Source organism: Microbacterium sp. Root180 (assembly GCF_001428485.1).
In the GTDB taxonomy this organism is placed as follows: Bacteria; Actinomycetota; Actinomycetes; order Actinomycetales; family Microbacteriaceae; genus Microbacterium.
Genome location: NZ_LMHS01000001.1, coordinates 78,675 through 99,005 on the forward strand (window position 1 = coordinate 78,675; position 20,331 = coordinate 99,005).

The 20,331-nt window shown below is 70.6% G+C and carries 16 protein-coding genes; 2 read left to right on the forward strand and 14 right to left on the reverse strand.

All coding sequences use genetic code 11. The features are described from left to right. Positions 1 to 48: 48 nt before the first annotated feature. From ASD93_RS00410 to ASD93_RS00470, 13 genes are all read right to left on the reverse strand, one after another. A complete protein-coding gene (locus ASD93_RS00410; RefSeq protein WP_056117529.1) occupies positions 49 to 1,704 on the reverse strand; it encodes an amidohydrolase in 1,656 nt (551 codons plus the stop codon). Positions 1,705 to 1,768: 64 nt separating this feature from the next. Next, complete coding sequence (locus tag ASD93_RS00415; RefSeq protein WP_200950562.1) at positions 1,769 to 2,689, reverse strand: ABC transporter permease; 921 nt, start codon at positions 2,687 to 2,689, stop codon at positions 1,769 to 1,771. Beyond that, positions 2,686 to 3,636: an ABC transporter permease gene (locus ASD93_RS00420; RefSeq protein WP_056117531.1), complete on the reverse strand. Its 951-nt coding sequence runs from the start codon at positions 3,634 to 3,636 to the stop codon at positions 2,686 to 2,688. The genes ASD93_RS00415 and ASD93_RS00420 overlap by 4 nt, the downstream gene beginning before the upstream one ends. Beyond that, complete coding sequence (locus ASD93_RS00425) at positions 3,629 to 4,813, reverse strand: spermidine/putrescine ABC transporter substrate-binding protein (protein WP_056117533.1); 1,185 nt, start codon at positions 4,811 to 4,813, stop codon at positions 3,629 to 3,631. Before ASD93_RS00425 ends, ASD93_RS00420 begins: the two co-directional genes overlap by 8 nt. Positions 4,814 to 4,882: 69 nt before the next feature. Continuing rightward, on the reverse strand, positions 4,883 to 6,055 hold the full coding sequence (locus ASD93_RS00430) for an ABC transporter ATP-binding protein (RefSeq protein ID WP_056117535.1): 1,173 nt from the start codon (positions 6,053 to 6,055) through the stop codon (positions 4,883 to 4,885). 273 nt (positions 6,056 to 6,328) lie between these two features. Next, the gene (locus ASD93_RS00435) at positions 6,329 to 7,402 is read right to left on the reverse strand and encodes an ABC transporter permease (RefSeq protein ID WP_056117537.1); all 1,074 of its coding nucleotides are present in this window, start codon (positions 7,400 to 7,402) and stop codon (positions 6,329 to 6,331) included. Then, on the reverse strand, positions 7,399 to 8,037 hold the full coding sequence (locus tag ASD93_RS00440) for an ABC transporter ATP-binding protein (RefSeq protein WP_056117539.1): 639 nt from the start codon (positions 8,035 to 8,037) through the stop codon (positions 7,399 to 7,401). Before ASD93_RS00440 ends, ASD93_RS00435 begins: the two co-directional genes overlap by 4 nt. After that, positions 8,028 to 9,110: a hypothetical protein gene (locus ASD93_RS00445; protein ID WP_056117541.1), complete on the reverse strand. Its 1,083-nt coding sequence runs from the start codon at positions 9,108 to 9,110 to the stop codon at positions 8,028 to 8,030. The genes ASD93_RS00440 and ASD93_RS00445 overlap by 10 nt, the downstream gene beginning before the upstream one ends. Next, positions 9,107 to 9,718: a hypothetical protein gene (locus tag ASD93_RS00450; protein WP_056117544.1), complete on the reverse strand. Its 612-nt coding sequence runs from the start codon at positions 9,716 to 9,718 to the stop codon at positions 9,107 to 9,109. The genes ASD93_RS00445 and ASD93_RS00450 overlap by 4 nt, the downstream gene beginning before the upstream one ends. A gap of 15 nt (positions 9,719 to 9,733) precedes the next feature. Further along, positions 9,734 to 10,216, reverse strand: coding sequence for a hypothetical protein (locus ASD93_RS00455; RefSeq protein WP_157536827.1), 483 nt, complete (start codon positions 10,214 to 10,216; stop codon positions 9,734 to 9,736). Between the two features lie 79 nt (positions 10,217 to 10,295). Further along, entirely contained in the window at positions 10,296 to 11,093 is a 798-nt protein-coding gene (locus ASD93_RS00460; RefSeq protein WP_056117548.1) for a DNA-formamidopyrimidine glycosylase family protein, read from the reverse strand. Next, on the reverse strand, positions 11,086 to 15,840 hold the full coding sequence (locus ASD93_RS00465; RefSeq protein WP_056117550.1) for a DNA glycosylase AlkZ-like family protein: 4,755 nt from the start codon (positions 15,838 to 15,840) through the stop codon (positions 11,086 to 11,088). Before ASD93_RS00465 ends, ASD93_RS00460 begins: the two co-directional genes overlap by 8 nt. Positions 15,841 to 15,901: 61 nt before the next feature. Beyond that, positions 15,902 to 16,084, reverse strand: a complete 183-nt coding sequence (locus ASD93_RS00470; protein ID WP_056117552.1) for a PspC domain-containing protein — start codon at positions 16,082 to 16,084, stop codon at positions 15,902 to 15,904. A 125-nt stretch (positions 16,085 to 16,209) separates the two neighbouring features. Between ASD93_RS00470 and ASD93_RS00475 the strand changes: the two genes are divergently transcribed. Together ASD93_RS00475 and ASD93_RS00480 are read left to right on the forward strand one after the other, a co-directional pair. Further along, positions 16,210 to 17,226: a hypothetical protein gene (locus tag ASD93_RS00475; RefSeq protein WP_056117555.1), complete on the forward strand. Its 1,017-nt coding sequence runs from the start codon at positions 16,210 to 16,212 to the stop codon at positions 17,224 to 17,226. A 26-nt stretch (positions 17,227 to 17,252) separates the two neighbouring features. Further along, the gene (locus tag ASD93_RS00480; RefSeq protein ID WP_056117557.1) at positions 17,253 to 18,263 is read left to right on the forward strand and encodes a hypothetical protein; all 1,011 of its coding nucleotides are present in this window, start codon (positions 17,253 to 17,255) and stop codon (positions 18,261 to 18,263) included. 45 nt (positions 18,264 to 18,308) lie between these two features. On the opposite strand, the gene ASD93_RS00485 is transcribed toward ASD93_RS00480, so the two are convergent. Further along, positions 18,309 to 20,141, reverse strand: coding sequence for an ABC-F family ATP-binding cassette domain-containing protein (locus ASD93_RS00485; protein ID WP_056117559.1), 1,833 nt, complete (start codon positions 20,139 to 20,141; stop codon positions 18,309 to 18,311). Positions 20,142 to 20,331 lie beyond the last annotated feature (190 nt).

A 20,331-nucleotide genomic window follows, 5' to 3' on the forward strand; every position in this document is an offset into this window, starting at 1 on the left:
CTTTCGCCCGCACAAACAGAGGGGGAGGAGCGGTGGCGGATGCCGCGGCTACGCGTCGGGCGCGGCGTAGACGCGGTCGCCCTCGATGAAGGTCTGCAGCACACGCGTCGCGCCGATCTCGTCGGCGGGGGCGGCGAACGGGTCGCGGTCGAGCACGACGAGATCGGCGAGCTTCCCGACCTCGATGGTGCCGGTCGTGCGCTCGAGGTGGTTCACCCACGCGGAACCAGCCGTATAGGCGGTCAGCGAGGTCGCCAGGTCGATGGCCTGCTCGGGTAGGAACGCGTCGTACTCGCCCTCCTCGTGGCCGGGGGCGGAGGTGCGGTTGACGGCGACGTGGATCGCCGCCAGCGGGTCGGGAGTCGACACCGACCAGTCGCTGCCGGCGGCGAGCACGGCGCCGGAGCGCAGCAGGTCGCCGAACGGGTACTGCCACGCGCTGCGGGGCTCGCCGAGGAACGGGAGCGTCAGGTCGACCATCTGCGGTTCGAGCGCCGCCCACAGCGACTGCATGTTCGCGGCGACGCCGAGCTCGCGGAACCGACCGATGTCGTCCGGGTGCACCACCTGGATGTGCGCGATGTGGTGGCGGTTGTCGCCGCGGCCGTTGCGGTCGATCGCGTGCTCGACCGCGTCGAGGCACTCGCGCACGGCACGGTCGCCGATGGCATGGAAATGCACCTGGAAGCCCGCCGCATCCAGCATCGGCACCGCTTCGTTGAGCACCTCGGGTGCGACGAAGGAGATGCCCGAGTTGTCGGTGAAGTGACCGTGCCCGTCGCAGTAGGGCTCGAGCATCGACGCCGTGAAGTTCTCGGCGACGCCGTCCTGCATGATCTTGATCGAGGTCGCGGCGAATCGCCCGCCCCGGTAGCGCTCGCGACGCTCCAGAAGCGAGGCGATCTGCTCGAGGCCCTTCGTGCGGTCCCACCAGATCGCGCCGACGACGCGCGCCGTCAGCGTCCCGTCGGCTGCGGCCTTCAGATAGGCGGGGCCGGGATCGCCGGCATCGCCGTACGACCCCACGATGGCGTCCTGCCACGCCGTGATGCCGAACGAGTGCAGGTAGCGCTGGCCGACGAGGAGCGCCTCGGTGAGCCGCTCCAGCGGCTCCTCGGGGAGCAGCCGGTTGACCAGGCCCATCGCCCCCTCGTGCAGCGTGCCGGAGGGAGAGCCGTCGGCATCGCGCTCGATGCGCCCGTCGGCCGGGTCGGGCGTGTTCCGGTCGATCCCGGCCAGGCGCAGCGCGGCCGAGTTGACCCACGCGCCGTGCCCGTCGCGATTGGGGAAGAAGGCCGGCCGGTCGGGGATCACGGCGTCGAGCGCCGCCGCTGTGGGCGTGCCGCCGGGGAAGGCCGACATCTGCCATCCGCCGCCCAGGATCCATTCGTCGTCGGGATGCGCGGCGACGTAGCGACCGATCGCCTCGAGGTACTCGTCCGCGGTGGCGTAGTCGGCCAGATCGCACCGCAGCATGTCGAGTCCGCCCCACACCGGGTGCACATGCGCATCCTGGAAGCCGGGGAGCAGCATCCGTCCCCGCAGGTCGACGAGCTCGGTCTTCGGCCCGACGAAATGGGAGAAGTCGTCGCCCGTGACCGCGACGATGCGACCGTCCTTCACCGCCACCGTCCGCGCGCGCGAGCGCACGGTGTCGGCGGTGAAGACGGGTCCGTCCGTGAAGACGAGGTCGGCGTACGGCACGGGGGAACCTCCGCGATCGGGGGATGGATGCCGCGGCTCGGCCGCGGTGCGAACGATGCGCCTGTCAGCCGCCGGTCATCGTGCGGGCGATCTGCGTCGCGGAGTCTCCGGCGCGCTTGAGCACCAGCGCGACGAGCGCGAGGGCGACGAGCGTGAGCAGGAGCATGATCGTCGACACGGCCGCGATCTCGGGCCGAAGACCTGTGCGCAGCGCGCTGAGCACGTACACCGGCCACGGGGTCGTACCCGACACCTGCACGAACGCGGCGACGATCGTGTTGTCGAGGCTCAGCGTGAAGGCGAGCAGGAACCCGGCGAGCACCGCGGGCATCGCCAGCGCGAGCGTGATCCGTCGGAAGGTCGTGAAGGGCTTCGCGTAGAGGTCGGCGGATGCTTCCTCCAGGCGCGCGTCCTGACCCACCAGCCTGGCGCGGACGATGTACGACACCACCGCCGTCGCGAACAGCGACGAGCCGACGGACAGGCGCACGATGCCGTCGTTGAACATGGTGATGCCGAGGTCTTGTCCGAGGAACACCATGAACGGCAGCAGCGCGACCGCGTCGACGATCTCGGGCGTCACCGACACGAGGAGCAGCAGACCCAGGAACCACCACACCCACTTGCCGGGGTGGCGTGCCATCGCGATGCCGGCGAGTGTCCCGAGCGCCGTCGCGATGATCGCGGCGATGAACGCCGTGATGAGCGACACGCGCACCGCGTTCTGGATCGCCGGCTTCGTCAGGATCGTCCCGAAGGCGTCGAAGCCGAACCCGTCCCACACCGCGAGCAGGCGCCCGGTGTTGAAGGAGTGCACGACGATCACGATGATCGGCAGGAACAGGAAGAGCATGACCAGCACACCCCACACGCCGAACGCGACATCCGACCACGGCTTGCGCGCGCGACGCCGCGGCGAGGAACCCCGACGGCCGTCTCGAGCCTGGGCCTGCAGGATCGTCTCGGTCTGAGTCTGCGCGGTCACGAGGTCGCCTCCAGTGCGGCTGCGGGTGCAGCATCCGTCTCAGCGGATTCCGTGGCGGGTCCGAGGACCAGCCGGTTGCGGGCACGGAACGGCATCGCGACGAGCCACAGGAGCAGGGCGCACACCGCGACGGTGATCATGATCATGAGCATCAGCAGCACGGCCATCGCCGATCCGAGCGCCCAGTTCTGCGCGGTCTGGAACTGCCCCGCGACGAGTTGGCCGATCATGTTGCCCTTCGCGCCGCCGAGGACCGTCGCGGTGATGTAGTCGCCCATGAGCGGGATGAACACCAGCAGCACGCCGGCCACGATGCCCGGCTGCGACAGCGGCAGCGTGACGCGGAAGAAGGTCACGAGCTTGCCCGCGCCGAGGTCCTTGGAGGCCTCGCGCAGTGCGGGGCCGACCCGGTCGAAGGCCACGAACAGGGGCAGGATCATCAGCGGCAGGTAGTTGTAGACGACACCGATGATGACGGCGGTGCGGGTGTACAGCAGCTCGAGGGGCCCGTCGAGGACGCCGATCCCCTGTAGCAGGCTCGACAGCCACCCCTCAGGGGCGAGGATCACCTGCCAACCGATCGTGCGGACGAGGAAGTTGGTCCAGAAGGGCACGAGGACGAGGGCGATGAGGATGCCACGGCGCGACGCAGGCACCTTGAACGCCATCCAGTACGCGACCGGCGCGCCGATGAGGAAGCACAGCACCGTACCGATGAGCCCGACCCACAGCGTGTTCTGGAACGTCGCGAGGAACGTGGGCGAGATCGCCTCGAAGTACCTGTCGAGCGAGAGGATGTCGTTCGCGTGGGTCCCGAACACGCCCGGCTTGTAGCCGAAGCTGAACCACACGACCATCGCTACCGGCGCGACGAAGAAGATGAGGAGCCACACCCAGGCCGGGACGGCCAGCGCGGGTCCCACCGCGCCGGTGGCGCGATTACGCACCGGCGGCAGCCTTCACCTCGTTGTAGATCTCGACGCGCGTGCTCAGTGAGTCGTTCATGACCTGCTCGTGCATGGTCTCGAGCTGCTCGGGTGTGAAGAAGATCATGTCGAGCCGCTCGACCTCGGCGGCCTCGGCGGCACTCTCCATGTCCTTGCCGCCCACGTTGTAGCCGACCCACTCGAGGTTCAGCAGCTGGTTCTCGGGGACCATGGCGAAGTTGATGAAGGCATGAGCGGCCTCGGGGTGGGCGGAGCCGGTCGCGATCGCCCAATTGTCCATCCAGAGCTCGGTCTGCGGGCCGGGGAGCACCCACTGCCAGCGGTCGGGCTCGGACGACTCCTGGATGCCGAGGCGCGCGTCGCCGTTCCAGGCCATGAGCAGCGCGTGAGTGCCCTGGGGGATCGTGTTGGCGCCCGCCGCGGAGTCGAACGCCGCCACGTGAGGGGCGATCTTCTCGACGAGGAAGGCCCGCGCTTCTTCGAGCTCGTCGGGGTCGTCGGTGTTCCAGTCCATGTCGTTGGCCCAGAAGTAGCATCCGACCACGCCCGCCGGGTCGTCGGACATCGCGGTCTTGCCGCTGGCCTCGTTCTGGGCCGCGTCGAAGTAGTCGGACCACGTCGTCAGCTCGCGGGTGATCACGTTCTTGTCGTAGACGTAGCCCGTCGTTCCCCAGGCCTTGCAGATCGAGTAGTCGTTGTTCGGGTCCCACGCGCGCCCGAGGAAGGCCGGGTCCATGTTCGAGATGTTCGGGAGCAGATCTTTGTTGAGCTTCTCCAGCAGTCCCTGCTCGATCATCTGCGGGATGAACACACCCGTCGGCACGACGATGTCGTAGCCGGAGGTGCCCTTCGCGGCGACGAGCTTGGCGATGAGCTCCTCGTTCGATCCGTAGGAGTCGAGCGTGACCTTGGGACCGAGCTCGGCGGTGAACGCCTCGACGACCTCGGGCGCGTCGTACTCGGCCCACGTGTAGACCGACAGGCTGTCCTCGAGCTCGCCACCGGTCGCCTGGGGCGCCGGCGACCCACCGCCGCCCGGCGCGCACGCCGCGAGGGCCGCGGCCGAGCCGGCGATCGCGGCGATGCTGAGGAAGCGGCGTCGGGTGAGTTCGCGGACGATGGCCGGAGTCGATGCCTCGGGCGCGAGGATCCGGATCGGGTTTCGGGATTCGGTCATCGGGGGTCTCCTGGTTTCGGGTCGGGGAGCCGGTGAAGGCGGATGCTGCGGTGGTGCGTGGTGCGTGGTCTAGGCGGCGGTCGGCGGCGCGACGTAGCCGCCCTCCTGGGCGGCCTCGTCTGCGGGGAAGAGCAGCACATGGTGCGCGGCCCACGTGCATACGACGGCGTCGCCGACCTGCAGGGCTGGGGCGTCGGGTGTCGGGCGCCGCACGATGAGGCTCTGGTCTTCGCCGAGCTGCACGAGGTACTGCATCGTGTCGCCGAGGTGCGAGACGCCGATGAGGTGGCCGCGGGTCGCGTTGACGTCGGGGAGGGCCGCGCCGGTGTCGGCGTCGATCCGGATGTACTCGGGACGCACGGCGGCCTCGCCCTGCGTCGCCGCCTGCAGTTTCGCCTCGGCGCCGCGGACGAGCGCGTGCGCAGAGTCGACGGCCGCGCCGGATTCGGTGACCGCGCCGCGGAAGAAGTTCTGCTGACCGACGAACGCGGCGACGTACGCCGACGCGGGGCGCGCGTAGACGGTGTCGGCGTCGGCGAGCTGCTCGATGCGGCCCGCGCGCATGATCGCGATGCGATCGCTCATCGAGAGGGCCTCGCCCTGATCGTGGGTGACGAAGACGAAGGTGATGCTGAGCCGCGACTGCAGGAGCTTGAGCTCCAGCTGCATCTCCTCGCGCAGCTGCCGGTCGAGTGCGCCGAGCGGCTCGTCGAGCAGGAGCACCGCGGGACGGTTGACGAGGGCGCGCGCGAGCGCGATGCGCTGCTGCTGCCCGCCCGAGAGCTGCGTCGACTTGCGGTCGCCGAAACGGCGCATCTGCACCAGATCGAGCGCCTGCGTGACCTTCTCGCGGATCTCGGACTTCGGCGTCCGCCGCTGCTGCAGGCCATAGGCCACGTTCTCGGCGACCGAGAGGTGCGGGAAGAGGGCGTAGGCCTGGAACACGGTGTTCACGTCGCGGCGGTAGGGCGGAACGCCCCGGACAGAGGTTCCCGACACCCTGATGTCGCCCTCGTCCGGCTGCTCGAACCCGGCGATCATGCGCAGGGTCGTGGTCTTGCCGCAGCCGGAGGGACCGAGGAGGGAGATGAATTCGCCCGGCTGGATGGTCAGCGAGAGGGCGTCGACGGCGACCTGATCGCCGTACCGCTTGGTGACGGCATCCAGGACGACCGCGCCGCGGCCTTCGGTGTGGGCGGGTGTGTTCGCCGGGGCCGTCTCTGCGTCAGTCGCCGTGGTCACCTGGTGAGGTCCTCTGCAAGCGGGCCTCGCGACGTTGCGCGGCCGGGTGGGCTGGTGTGGGTATTCAATATCGGGCGGTCCAGCCCCGCAACGTGCCACTCGGCGAACCGGACGATTAGCGGCGCGGAAGGCGCCCGCGCGACAGATCGTCCGGAGTTGTGTAACGGTCAGGAAACCGCGGGGTTTCGGTGGGGACACGCAAGAGGCTCGTGGCCCGAGGGGGTGGAGGCCGACAGATCGTCCGTCGCGCGCTCTCTGCCGCGTGCACGCCGGTCACCGGTGACTGCGGATCGTCTGCGCGGGGTTGCCCGAGGTCAGCAGGACGCAGGTCAACCCGGCCACCGCTGCGGCGGCCGCTCCCGTCATGGCGATCTGCACCAGAAGGCTCGAGAGGATGTCGGCCGGCGCGAGCGGGGCGAGGGCGGGAACGACGGCTGCGCAGATCAGACCGCCCAGCACGAGCGCGAGCTGCACGAGGAGCATCGCTTCGACGATCGCGATCACCAAGACGGTGGGTCGCGACAAGCCGAGGAGCCGGTACAGCGCGTACTCCGCCCGACGAGGCGAGAGAAGCGTTCCGACGATCGCGCCCGCCACCGCGCCGCACACGAGATGCAGCCATCGACCCGGCCGATTCACCCAGCCCGTGATCGCCGCCTCGCTGAGGGCACCGTCTCTCATCACTGTCACCGACAGAGCCTGTGCGTCAGGGAACAGCGCGGGAAGCGATGCGCGCACGGGGGCCAGGCTCTCCGGCGACGCTTCGACCCAGCACTGCTGCACACTCTGCAGATGGGCCGCCGGAATCGTGAGCCAGCGCCCACGCGGGTCCTCGCGCGCGCTCGCCGAGGCGGAGGACGCGGCGAAGCGCTGATCGCCGCCGAGGGTGATCTGCGCGCCATCTGCGACACTCAGCTCTCGACCGAGCTCACTGCCCACGATGACGGCCGGCTCGCTGGATCGAGGCTCTCGACCCCACACGATCTCGAAGTAGCCCGCAGTGGCTTCCGCGCTGCGTGCTGTCGTCAGCGCCGGTTCGCCGACCGAGACGACCTTCGGCGCCGTCATCCCGCCCGCGGCGACCACGCCCTGCTGCCCGGCGACTGCGGAGCAGTCGCGACCGTCGAGGGCTCCCTCCTCGCTCTCGACGATGAGCACGTAGGCCCCGCGGGTCTCTTCGTCTGCGAGCACGTCGGTCACGCTGTCCAGCGCCGTCACCTCGAAGGTGGCCGGCGCCGCCATGATCAGGCCGCCGATCGCGACACCGAGCGCGAAGCGCCAGGGGCGCGCGGCGGTCGTCCGGAGCGACTCCCGCAGCGCGACACGGAGCCGACCGGCGGCGATCACCGGGCCTCCGAGAGATCCAGTGCCCTATCGCAGGCCGCCATGACCGCGTGATCGTGTGTGGCGACGATCACGGTCTTGCCGGCCGTCGCCGCGATGCGCAGGCAATCGATCACCAGGGAGGTGTTGCGCGCATCGAGGTTGCCCGTCGGTTCATCCGCGAGGACGATCTCGGCCGGCGAGAGGAGGCATCGCGCGATCGTGACTCGCTGCTGCTCACCGCCGGAGAGCGAGTTGACCACTCTCTCTTCCCTGCCCCCGAGCCCGAAGCGCGCGAGCGTCTCGTGCGCCTCGTGACGAGCCTTCGCCGGGGTCTCGCCTGCGACCAATGCGCTGATCATGACGTTGTCGATCACCGTCCGCTGCGCGAGCACGATGTTGCTCTGCAGGACCCAGGTGCACGCCTGCCGGTGGAGCGCCGGCGCCACCACTCTCTCATCGCCGTCGTAGCACGTCACCGCGCCCTCATCGGGTTGCCGGAGACCGCCGAGGAGGTCGAGCAGGGTCGACTTCCCCGAGCCGGACGGGCCCATCAGCGCGCTCATCGTTCCGGAAGGCCAGGTGCCCTCGACGCCGATGAACAGCCGTTCGCGACTTCCCGGGTAGGAGAATCCGACGTTGCCCGCCGTCAGCCGCACTCGGCATCTCCTGCCACAGCGGACGGATTGACGAGGATCTCGTCGTGAGGCCGCAGCGGGCCGTCCACGCGAGCGGTGCCGATCGTGCCGCGCTGAACGTCCACACGGACCGCGCGGTATCCGGCGTCCGATTCGTCTCGGCGGAAGACGCAGTGCGCACCCGCGGCGTCGGTGTGCACGGCGCTCACCGGCACCTGCCAGCCTTCGATCGTCTCGGCGCGCTCCACGAGGCCCTCCGCTTCCGAAGGACGGGACGCGGCCAGCGCGCGCTCGATGCCGGACCCCGCGAGATCGTCGGTCATCTCCGGCGAGCGATAGGGCATCGACTCTCCCGCGACGCGAAGGATCCACTCTCCCTCCGCGTCCACGTCAGGGAGGGTGGCGCCGTCCTCCGCCGCGACGCTCACGCTCGCCAACCGCGGCGGACCGAGCAGAACGTCCTCTCCCTGTCCCGGCGCACCCGTCCCCACCGTCAGCGGCAGTGCGGCGACCACGATCTCGGCCGTAGGGGACCACACCAGCCAGGCGGGATCCATGGCGGACACGGCATCGGCATCCGGAACACCGATACCGCGCGCGAACTCCCGGAGGGCGACGGACGTACTCCATGACCACGAGTCGCCCGGCGCGTCGAATCCCATGTCGCGAAGGAGTGCGTTCACGCTCTTCACGTCCCCGGGCGAGCTCCCCTGGCTCACGGGCGCGTAGTAGGGGGCCGGCGTCGAGGCTGCGACGCGCCACACTCCGTCGACGCGCACGATTCGCGTTCCTGAGCGGACGACGTCCCCCGGCTTCACGCCCGATTCGGTGATGAGGCCACCCCAGGCCGGCGCCTTGAGCGCGATGCCGTCGGACCACGCGAGTGTGATGGACACTGTCTGGGCGTCGACGAAGTCCCTGCGCGCGATGTGCGCGAAGACCGGCTCGGGGGCAGGAGGGCCCTGTGCCTGGTCGGCCGCGAGCATCGCGGCTCCCGCGATCGTCGTGCCGAGGGGGACGGCGAAGAAGACGGCGATGAGTGACCACGCGAGCAGATCGCCGCGCGCGCGGCCACCGCTGGTCCGCTTGCTCATTCGTCGGTGTGGGCGGGTTCCGGATCTTCGACGTAGGTGGCGAACAGGGAGCCGTACTGGACCAGGCAGTCCCGCTCCGCCGGCGAGATCTCACCATCGTCCCGAATCGCGGCCGCCATCTCGGCGAGCGTCGCCTCCTCCGGCAACTCCGTCAGGCCCGCGGCATCCAGGCACGCGAGCGCTTTCGGGCGCATCTCTTCGCGCTCGGCCGGCGAAAGCAGTCGCTGATAGGCCCAGACCGTGCCCACGTCGGCGAAGTAGTCCTGCAGGCATGCATCGGCGTCGCGCTGGATGGCGAGCGCCTCGTCGTCGCTCTCGGCGGTGATGTCGTAGTCGAAGGTGAGTTCGCCGTTGCTCCCCGTGTAGATGTCGCCGGGTGTGGCGCCGACATCGGCGACGCACTCACGACGCGCCAGGAGCGCACGCTCGAACTCTGCCGCCGTCACGACGCCGTCCTCGACGATCTCGCGCTGGAAGTCGGTCGTCTCCTCCAGGAGGGCGTCGAGGTCGAGCGTGTCATGCGCGCTGTCCGTACCCTGCGCCGCGCATCCGGCGAGGAGCACGGCGAGTATCGCGAGGCCGGCCAGGCCGGGGAAGGTCTTCGTCATCGTCTGGATCGATGCCTAGGGGCGGACGGTCACGGTGCCGGGTGACCAGGCGCCGTCGTGATAGGCCTGGCCGGAGAACGCTGAGCCGGCTCGGAAGTACGCACCGGGATAGGTGACCTCGTCGACCATCACGAACCAGCAGCCGGACTGGTAGCCGAATATGCGGCTCCACCTCGCCCCTGAGGTCAGAGTGCCGGAGACCTTCGCCTGCGCGCCGCAGTACGTGGTGGTGGGGCCGATCCCGTGCAGGTGCTGCACTCTCGCCCTCGACATGTAGGTGCTGGTGTCACCGAGAACCGTGTAGAGCTGGGTCTGCCCCGCGCTGTGCGACCACACCCAGCCGTTCAAGTTGCGAGCGCTCGCCGGACCTGCCGTGCCGAGCGCCAGGCCCATCGTCACGGCGAGTGCGCCCGCCGCGATCCGCAGGCCCCTCAAACGTCGCGCTCGACGTCGCACCCTCGTGTCGGAGTCCTGGCGTCCGCTGTCCGTTCCCGTCATCTCTGCCCCCTCGTGGTCCTCGATCGTTCGAGCATAGAGACAGAAGCGGAAAAACGCCAGCATGTTTTTCCTCCTCGAGTCAGGCAGCGTCGGCCTGACAGCGCGGGCACCAGAACACGATGCGCTCCTTCGTCGGGTCGGCGCCGAGGGATCCGCCACGGATGAGGGTCCCGCAGCGACGGCACGGCCGCCCCTCCCGCCGGTACACCCAGGTGGACTGTCCGGGGCGGGCGTCGCCGGTGAAGGTGCGGCCCGACCGGTCGCGGTTGGCGCGGATCATGCGGGCCCCGAGGTCGACGAGGGCCGCGGCATCCGTCTGCTCTGCGGGCGTGGTCGGGAGCACACCGCGCACGAAGAGGATCTCGTTCGCGTACTCGTTGCCGAAGCCCGCGATGTTGCGCTGGTCCTGGATCGCGACATGCACGGCGCGCGGGTCGGCGCCGAGTCGTCGCGCGGCCTCGGCGGGATCCCACACATCAGACAGCGGGTCGGGCCCGAGGTAGCCGACGAGCTCATCCTCGTCGCTGGTCGGAACGAGCTTGATCTCGGCGAGGTCGAAGCCCACCGTCTCCCACTCGGTGCCGTCCGGAGCAGTCGCGCCGATCACTGCGCGCGCCTTGAACGCCGCGTTGCGCCAGCGGTCGCCGCGACGGTAGACGTGCCACTCGCCCTCCATCTTGAGGTGGGTGTGGAGCGTCATGTCGCCGATGCGGTGCAGCAGATGCTTGCCGCGCGCGACGACATCGTGCACGGTCTGCCCGCGCAGATCTGTCGTGGCGAGCTGGGGGACCCGCAGCTCGAACCGCGTGACCGTGGCCCCGGCGAGCGCCTCGTTCAGGCGCCGCGCGGTGCGGAAGACGGTGTCGCCCTCAGGCACGCGTCGGTCCCGCGGCCTGACGGGCCGCGCGCTCGGCGTCGCCCGCCGTCAGTCGGCGCAGCGTCAGACCGCGCGGCGACTCGACGAAGCCGGCGTCGCGGAGTGCACGGCCCCAGCCGGTGCCGTGCACGAACGCACCATTGACCTGCTCGATCGTGAGCGTGTCGAGGCGCCGTGCGCGTGCGGTCGTCGCGAGGTCTCGTGTCGCCGCGGCGATCGCGGACTCGTCGCCGGTGAACGCGAGCGCCGTCTTGCCCCCGCGCTCGAGGTAGAGCACGAGTGCACCGTCGACGATGACCACGAGTGCGCCGGCCTTGCGACCCGGCCGATGCCCGACGCCGTCGAGCGCCGGCCACGCGAGCGCAGCGCCATAGGGGTTGGCGGGGTCGGTCGCCGCGAGGGTGACCGCACGGAGCGGCGGCGGGTCGGGGAGCCCGGCGAACTCGCGGATGCGGTCGACGGTGGCGGATGCCGCGAACTGCGCCGCTCCGAGCTTCTCGACGACGTACCCGCGGCGGCAGTGCCCTGCCTCCTCGAAGCCGGCGAGCACCCGGTAGGCCTGCGCGAAGCCGCCCGGAAGCCCTTCGGCCTGCACCGAACCGCGCGTGACGACGCCGTAGCGGTCGAGAAGCAGGCTCGCCGCGGCAGTCGCGCGCAGAGAGGCGTCGGGCTCGGGCGCCGGGAGCAGCGACCACCGGCCACCGAGAGCCGGGGGACGGGGAGGAACGGATGCCGCGACCGTCCGCACCGCGGCCCCGCGGTAGAGCCGTGTGCGCGGTGCCTTGCGCGCGACGCGGTGCGACTGGGACCCGCCGCCGACGAGCGTGCGCACCGGGGCGAACGTGTCGTTGGTCACCCGGCCGGACCACGTGAGTCGCCACAGCGCCTCGATCACGGACTGCTCGTTCTCGGCATCCGTCAGTGCCCGCAGCTGGGAGGCGAAGAATCCGCCGCCGGCGGCGAGGGCTTCGAGGAGCCGGGCGTCGAGCGAATCGGGTGCGATCTCGTCGTCGGCCGTGGTGAGGGTGAGCGGGAGGGTATCGGCGGGATGGAACGCGATCCACCCGTCGCGGCCGGCGAGGCTGCCGTGTCCGGACCACGCGACCTCTCCGCTCGAGGTGAGTTCGTCGAGCATCGCGGGCGTGTAGTCGGCGATCCGCGCCGGCAGGATCAGCGACTCCCACGCGCTCGCCGGAATCGGGACGCCCGCGAGCTGCTCCACCACGGCAGCGACCCCGTCGACTCCTTCGAGCGGCCGCGTGATGTGCTGCCACGTGGGCAGGAATCGGGCGAATGCGTCCTGCGGCACGGGCTCGACGCTGCCGCGGATCGCGGCGAGCGAGCGCATCCGCAGGCGCCGGAGCACTTCGGCGTCGCACCACTCCGTGTCGTCGCCGGCCGTCGCGGCGCTCGCCGGAAGGAAGAAGCCGCTCGCGATGCGACCCTGCGACTCGAGCCGCTGCAAGGTCAGCCGGGCGACGGCGACGCCGATGCCGAGTCGCTGGGCTGCGGCATCCGCCGTGAAGGGGCCATGCGTGCGGGCGTATCGCGCCACGAGGTCGCCCAGCGGATCGGCCAGCGGCTCGAGGAACGCCGTCGGGATGCCGACAGGAAGCGCCACGCCGATCGCATCGCGCAGGCGGCCGGCGTCTTCGACGACGGCGAACCGCCGCGTGCCGGCGATGGTGACCGCGATCGCCCGTCGGGCGGTGACGAGGGCGTCCAGGAGAGTGGCCGCCTCGTCCTCGGCCGCCGTCGCGTCCGCGGCGCCGGCCGAGTCGGCGGCCTGGAGTCGCACCGCCACCTCGGCGGCGTCCAGTGGGCCCAGGATGCGCAGCAGGTCGGCGACGCCCTCGATTCCGCGTGCGCGTCGTTCGGGATCGAGGCGCTGCGCCTCGCGCTCGAACTGCGCGATGACGTCGGGATCGAGCAGCTCGCGCATCTCGATCTTGCCGAGAAGCTCGGACAGCAGGGCGGGGTCGACCGACAGCGCCGCGGCGCGACGCTCGGCGAGCGGGGAGTCGCCTTCGTACATGAACGCGCCGACATATCCGAACAGCAGGTCGCGCGCGAAGGGCGAGGGCTGAGCGGGCTCGGTCTCGATGAGACGGATGCGGCGATCCCCGATGCTGCGGGCGATGCGCAGCAGGGACGGCACGTCGTAGACGTCCTGCAGCACCTCTCGGAGCGTCTCGAGGATGATCGGGAACGCCGGGTGACGCCGTGCCACTTCGAGCAGCTGGGCAGATCGCTGGCGCTGCTGCCAGAGCGGACTGCGCCGACCGGGATTGCGTCGCGGCATCAGGAGGGCGCGCGCCGCGCACTCCCGGAAACGCGAGGCGAACAGGGCCGAGCCGCCCACCTCCTCGGTCACGATCTGCTCGAGCTCGTCGGGATCGAACACGAACAGGTCCGCGCCGGGAGGGTCGGCCGCGGCATCCGGAATCCGCGCGATGATCCCGTCGTCGCTCGCCACAGCGGCGCCCTCGACTCCGAGGCGTTCCCGGATGCGGGCGTTCACGGCCAGCGCCCACGGCGCGTGGACCTGCATGCCGTAGGGGGAATGAAGGATGACGCGCCAGTCGCCCACTTCGTCTCGGCCGCGCTCGACCGTGAGCTGGCGGTCGGTCGGGAGCGTGCCCGTCGCCTCGCGCTGCTCGGCCAGGTAGGCCAGCAGGTTGACCTGGGCGTAGTCGTCGAGTCCGGCCTCGCGCAGGCGCGCCTCCGCCTTGTCGGGCGGGGCGGTCGACACCTCGCGCGAGAACTTGCCGAGGGCCTCGCCGAGCTCGGCGGGTCGTCCGATGCCGTCGCCGTGCCAGAACGGCACCTTGCCCGGCTGGCCGAACGCGGGCACCACGTTGACGCGGTCGTGCGTGATCTCGACGATGCGCCAGCTCGTCGTGCCGAGGGTGAAGACATCGTTGACGCGCGACTCGTAGACCATCTCCTCGTCGAGTTCGCCCACGCGGGCGTTCTGCGACTCGCCGGCCACGAACACCCCGAACAGTCCGCGGTCGGGGATCGTGCCGCCGCTCGTGACCGCGATGCGCTGCGAGCCCGGACGTCCGGTGAGGGTGCCGTGGTCGCGATCCCACACCAGCCGCGGTCGCAGCTCGGCGAACTCGTCGGACGGGTAGCGCCCGGCCAGCAGGTCGAGTGTCGCCTCGTACGCCGAGCGGGGGAGCGCCCGGAACGGTGCACTGCGCTTGAGCGTCTCGTACCAGCCCTCGACGTCGAGCGGCACGAGCGCGCACGCCGCGACGGTCTGCTGCGCCAGGATGTCGAGCGGGTTCTGCGGGATCGAGATGGCCTCGATCTGGCCCGCCAGCATCCGCTCGGTGACGATGGCGGTGTGCAGGACGTCGCCGCGGTGCTTGGGGAAGAGGGCCGCGCGGCTGACCTCGCCGACCTGGTGGCCGGCGCGCCCGATGCGCTGCAGGCCGGATGCCGCGCTCGGCGGCGCCTCGACCTGGATCACGAGGTCGACCGCACCCATGTCGATGCCGAGCTCGAGGCTCGACGTCGCCACGACGCAGCGGAGCACGCCGGACTTCAGCTCCTCCTCGACCTGCGCCCGCTGCTCCTTCGACACCGACCCGTGATGCGCCTTCGCGAGCACCGGGTCGGCGCCGGCGGTCGCGCCCGCCTGGGCCAGCATGGCGGCAGGGACCTTCGGCTCAGGCAGGTCGAGCCCGAGGCGCTCGGAGTAGATCTCGTTCAACCTGCCGGTGAGCCGCTCGGCGAGGCGCCGGGAGTTGCAGAACACGATCGTGGACCGCTGCTGCAGGATGCGATCGACGATCGCCTCCTCGACGTGCGGCCAGACCGAGCCGGTGACCTCCGTCTCACCGGATCCTGATGCTCGCCTCGACTGGCCGTCGGCGAACCAGTCCTCGTCGATGACCTCGCCGGTCTCGGGATCGGTGGCCCGGCCGGCCTCGGCCGGAGTCGAGGGTTCGGTGCCCGGCGGAGGGGGTGGGTTGAGCATGTCGTCGATCGGCACGACCACGCGCATGTCGAACGCCTTCGTCGCCTTGGGCGCCACGATCTCCACCGGCGCCGCGCCGCCCAAGAACCGGGCGACCTCGTCGATCGGACGCACCGTGGCCGACAGTCCGATGCGCTGCGCAGGGCGCTCGAGCAGGGCGTCGAGCCGCTCGAGGCTGACCGCGAGGTGGGCCCCGCGCTTGGTGGCGGCGACCGCGTGCACCTCGTCGATGATCACCGTGTGCACGTTCGCGAGGGTCTCGCCCGCGGCGCTCGTGAGCATGAGGTACAGCGACTCGGGCGTCGTGATGAGGATGTCGGGCGGCGCCGTCACGAGCTTGCGCCGGTCGCTCGAGGTCGTGTCGCCCGATCGCACGCCCACCGACACCTCCGGCACTGAGACGCCGAGGCGCCGTGCCGACTGGCCGATGCCGACCAGCGGTGAGCGCAGGTTGCGCTCGACGTCGACGCCCAGCGCCTTGAGCGGAGAGATGTAGAGGATGCGAGTAGGGGAGGACCCGGCATCCGCCCGCCTTTTCTTCGCCGGCTGCGACTCGACCTGCTTCTCGCGGAACACCCGGTCGATGGCCCACAGGAAGGCGGAGAGCGTCTTGCCCGAACCCGTCGGGGCGACCACAAGCGCGTGCTTGCCGTGCGAGATCGCGTCCCACGCCCCGATCTGGGCGTTGGTCGGCGCTGCGAAGGCACCGCGGAACCAGTCCTGCGTGGCAGGACCGAACCGCTCGAGCACGTCGCTCATCCCACCATCTTGGTCGCTGCCGGCGACATCCGGGCGGGCTTCACACGGAACGCGGCGGCGCTCAGACCTCGTCCGGCAGGAGGATCCACAGCACGAGGTAGATCCAGAACGAGAGTCCGAAGAACACCAGGCCGATCAGCGTCAGGATGCGCACCGCCGTGACGCTCGTCGAGAAGCGCGCCGCGATCCCGGCGCAGACCCCCGCGAGGAGGCGACCCTCCCTGGGTCGTACGAGTCGGCTCATGGCGACATCCTCCTCCTCTCGCGGCGGGCGCGGGAGGGGTCCGTTGCCGAATCGTTGGAAAGCGGATGCCGTGCCGCGCCCGGCGCACGGATACATTTTCTCAACGCATCCATTCGAGGAGGATCATGCGACGCTCGCCATTCGCCGCACTCGGGATCGGCCTTGCCGCCCTGGGCCTCGTGCTCACCGGCTGCGCGACTCCCGCGCCGGTGGAGACCCCCGCCGCGTCCTCGCCGGCCGAGCCCACACCGACCATCGAGCCGGTCGTGATCGGACCGGCCGAGATGCCGCCGGTCGCCTTCGGCGGCGACTGCGCGAAAGTGCTGACGACCGACGATCTCTTCGAGGTGACCGGTATCGAGTTCGCGCTGCAGGACGGGGTCGAAGATAATCCTGTCACCGACAATGTCGTCGCGAACGTCGGCGGTCTGGAGTGCAGCTGGGCGGGAGGCGACAGCGAGGTATACCTGGACACGATCCCGCAAGCTGGGCTTGATGGCACGAGGTTTCCGCACGTAGAGGACTACTTCGAGGAGTGCGATCGCGTTGCCCCGGGCTGTGGGTGGTACCAGAGCGGAGACGCCCTCTGGACCAGCGTCTACTTCGCTACGCCGGGTGTCACTCGCGAACAAGCCGACGTCTGGGGCGAGGAGCTCGGGCGACGGGTCGCCGAGAATCACACGGCGACAGCGGCGGAACCGTGGACTCGCGATCGCAGCGGCTGGTGGCCCGTGTTCGACTGCGCCCAGATCGCCGCGGCCGTCAATGCTCAGGCAGGTGACGCTCTCCTCGTCGGGGAGGTCGACGGCTTTCGGGGTGGGCCCGGGCCCGAGATGGCGCGGGAGGCGAGCCGAGAAACGCAATGCACGCTCACATCGCCCGAGGGTGCGGAGATCGTGCGGATGACCACGCGGGCCGGGGTAGGCGACGTCTCCGACTCGTCGACCACGATGACGCCGGTCGATTCGGGCGTTCCGGGCATCTCGATGAGCCTCGGTGGAGACGAAGGCGGCGGAACCGAGTGGTACGTGCTCAGTGACGGTGTGAACACGGTCCGCCTCTCGGCCTCCGCGTCGGCGCTGAACTCTCCGGAGGAGCTCGCCCTCGCGGTCGCGGCGGCCGCAGCATCCGGATTCGAATGAACCGCCACCCATCCGAAGGAGACCCGATGCGACGCTCGTCCCTCGCGGCAGCTCTGCCCGTGCTCGTCGCCGTCATCCTGACGATGACCGGCTGTGCGACTCCCGCGCCGGTGGAGACCCCCGCCGCGTCCTCGCCGGCCGAGCCCACGCCGACCATCGAGCCGGTCGTGATCGGACCGGCCGAGATGCCGCCCGTCGCCTTCGGCGGCGACTGCGCGAACGCGCTCACTCCGGAGGACATCGCGGAGGCGCTCGGTACGACCGTCGTGCCAAGACCGCGGACGCTTGACGAGTCGATCGCGAACGTCGGCGGACTGGAGTGCGAGTGGCGTGATGCGAACGGCAACGCGGTGATCCTCGCCTTCATCCCCCGTGTCGGGCTCGACGGCGCGGTCTTCCCAGAGGAACTCGCCGCGAATTTCTTCGACGAGTGCACGGGTGGCTCGTACTGCGCCTGGCAGGGTGGCGACGACATCGCGTGGGTCGCGCTCACTCTCGTCGTCCCGGAGGGAACGACTCGTGGAGACGTCGACGGGTGGGGAGAGGCGCTGGGTCAGCTCGCCATCGAGAACTACTCAGCCGCAGTCGACGACCCCTGGACGCGCGATCGCACAGCGTGGTTCCCGACGCTGGCGTGCGAAGAAGTGGGAGACGCGATCGGCGCGCAACTGGGCGTGCCGATCGTCGGTCGGGCCTCCGGCTGGGACGCCGACCGCCCGCCGACCGGGTATGTGATGGCACTGGGGGGTTCGCGTCAGGCCCACTGCTACCTCACATCCGACGGCGGTCAGGGTATGTCGGTCACCATCTGGCCCGGCCTGGGCGAGACGCTCGCCGCGGAAGGTGCCACGAACGTTGACTTCGGCGTCCCCGGAGTCACTGCCTATGAGGGCGGACAGGACGACTATCGCGGGCGCGACTACATCCTCACCGACGGCGTGAACCGGATCGACCTCTGGGTGCGCATCGACGACACCGACGCGCAGCGACGGTTCGCCGTCGCCGTGGCTGCGGCCGCGGCATCCGGATTCGAATGACGAAGCGCGGCACCGGCCCGCGGACGAGCCGGTGCCGCGCCGGGGTCACCGCTCGGTCAGCGTGCCGTCGCGACCGAGCTCGAGGGTGAGGCTCACGCCGATGCGCTCGAGGAACGCGTCGTCGTGGCTCACGACGAGCACCGCCCCGCGGTAGGCCGCCAGAGCGTCGACGAACTGCCCGACCGTGTCGAGGTCGAGATTGTTCGTCGGCTCGTCGAACACCAGCAGCTGTGGCGGCGGGTCGGCCAGCAGCAGCCGGGCCAGCGCGACCCGGAACCGCTCGCCGCCCGACAGCGTCGAGACTGGCCGGTCCACCGCCGCTCCTCGGATGAGGAACCGGGCGAGCCGATTGCGCAGCTCGGGCACCGGCACGGCCGGAGCCGCCGCCCGCACGTTCTCGAGCACCGATGCCGTCTCATCGAGGCCGTCCACCCGCTGGGGCAGGTACCCGACCCGGTCGGTGTGCAGCTCGAGGCGTCGAGAATCGAGGAGAATCGGGCGTTCGAGCGCCGTGGCGGGCCCGTCCGACGGCGAGTCTCCTGATTTCTCGACAGCATAGGCTCCGATACCGACTGCGGCCGCTGCGAGACCGGATCCGACCCGGTCGGTGTGCAGCTCGGTGCGTCGAGAATCGAGGAGAATCGGGCGTTCGAGCGCCGTGGCGGGCCAGTCCGACGGCGAGTCTCCTGATTTCTCGACATCGTCCGCCCGGCCGCGGCCGCCCCCGGTGCCCCGCCCGAGCAGCACCTCGAGCAGCGTCGTCTTGCCGGCGCCGTTCGGCCCGATCAGCGCGACCCGCTCAGGCCCCTGGATGATCCACGACCGCTCACCGTCGCCGATCGTCGCGATGCGGCGGCCGGCGGGCACGCCGGGGTCGGGCAGGTCGATCTTCACCGTGTCGTCGTCGCGGACCCGGCGCTCGGCGGCGTCGAGCGCCGCGCGCGCAGCGGCCTCGCGGTCCGCCTTCTCGCCGCGGAGCTTGCCGGCCGAGACCTGGGCGGCCATCTTCCGTCCGCCCGCGACGATCCCCGGCACCCGCTTCTCCATCTGCGCCTTGCGTCCCATGGCGGCCCGGTGCGAGAGCGTCGTCTCTGCAGCGATCCGCTCGCGCTTCTCTCGGCGCACCGCCTGCGCGGCCGCGCGTTCGGACTGCCGGGCCGCGTCCTGCTCGGCATCCAGCCACGCGCGCCACTCGGAGTAAGAGCCTCCGAAGGTCGCGAGCTCGTGGTCGTACAGCTCGGCGGTGTCGTCCATGAGCTCAAGCAGCGCGATGTCGTGACTCACCACGACGAGCGCTCCCCGCCACGATCGGACCATGTCGTGCAGGCGTGCGCGGGCCTCCCGGTCGAGGTTGTTCGTCGGCTCGTCGAGCAGCGCGATCGGCGCACCGCGCAGGCGGATGCCGGCGATCGCCGTGAGCACGGCCTCGCCGCCGGAAAGCCCCCCGACGGTGCGTCCGAGCATGCTCGGGGAGAGTCCGGCCTCGGCCAGCGCCGCGTGCGCGCGCGCCTCGACGTCCCAGTCGCTGCCGACCACGTCGAAGTGGTTCGGGTCGGGGTCGCCGGACTCGATCGCGCGCAGCGCGCGCAGCACGGTGCCGACGCCGAGCAGGTCGGCGACGGGTCGATGGATGTCGAGCGTCAGCCGCTGCGGGAGGTACGCGGCATCCGCGGTCCTTCCGAGCTGGCCGCCGTCGGGGGTGAGCTCGCCGGCGATGAGGCGCAGCAGCGTCGACTTGCCGGAGCCGTTGCGGCCGACGAGCCCGGTGCGGCCGGCGCCGAACGAGCCGGTCACGCGGTCGAGAGCGATGGTGCCGTCGGGCCACGCGAACGAGACGCGGTCGAGCACGACGGACGGGGTGGACGTGTGGGCGGGCATGAGGCCTCCTGGAGCGGTCATGCACTGACACGCGGAAGCCGCGCAACGGCCGGCAGGCATGCCGGAGCCGAGGATGAAGCGGCAGGATCGACGGTCAGCGCGGAATCAGAAGCGCCAGCACGTCGAAGGGTCGACGAAGCGGCGCGATTACAGCGCGGTCGCGTCGAGAAGCTTCAACGGATTTCCTCAC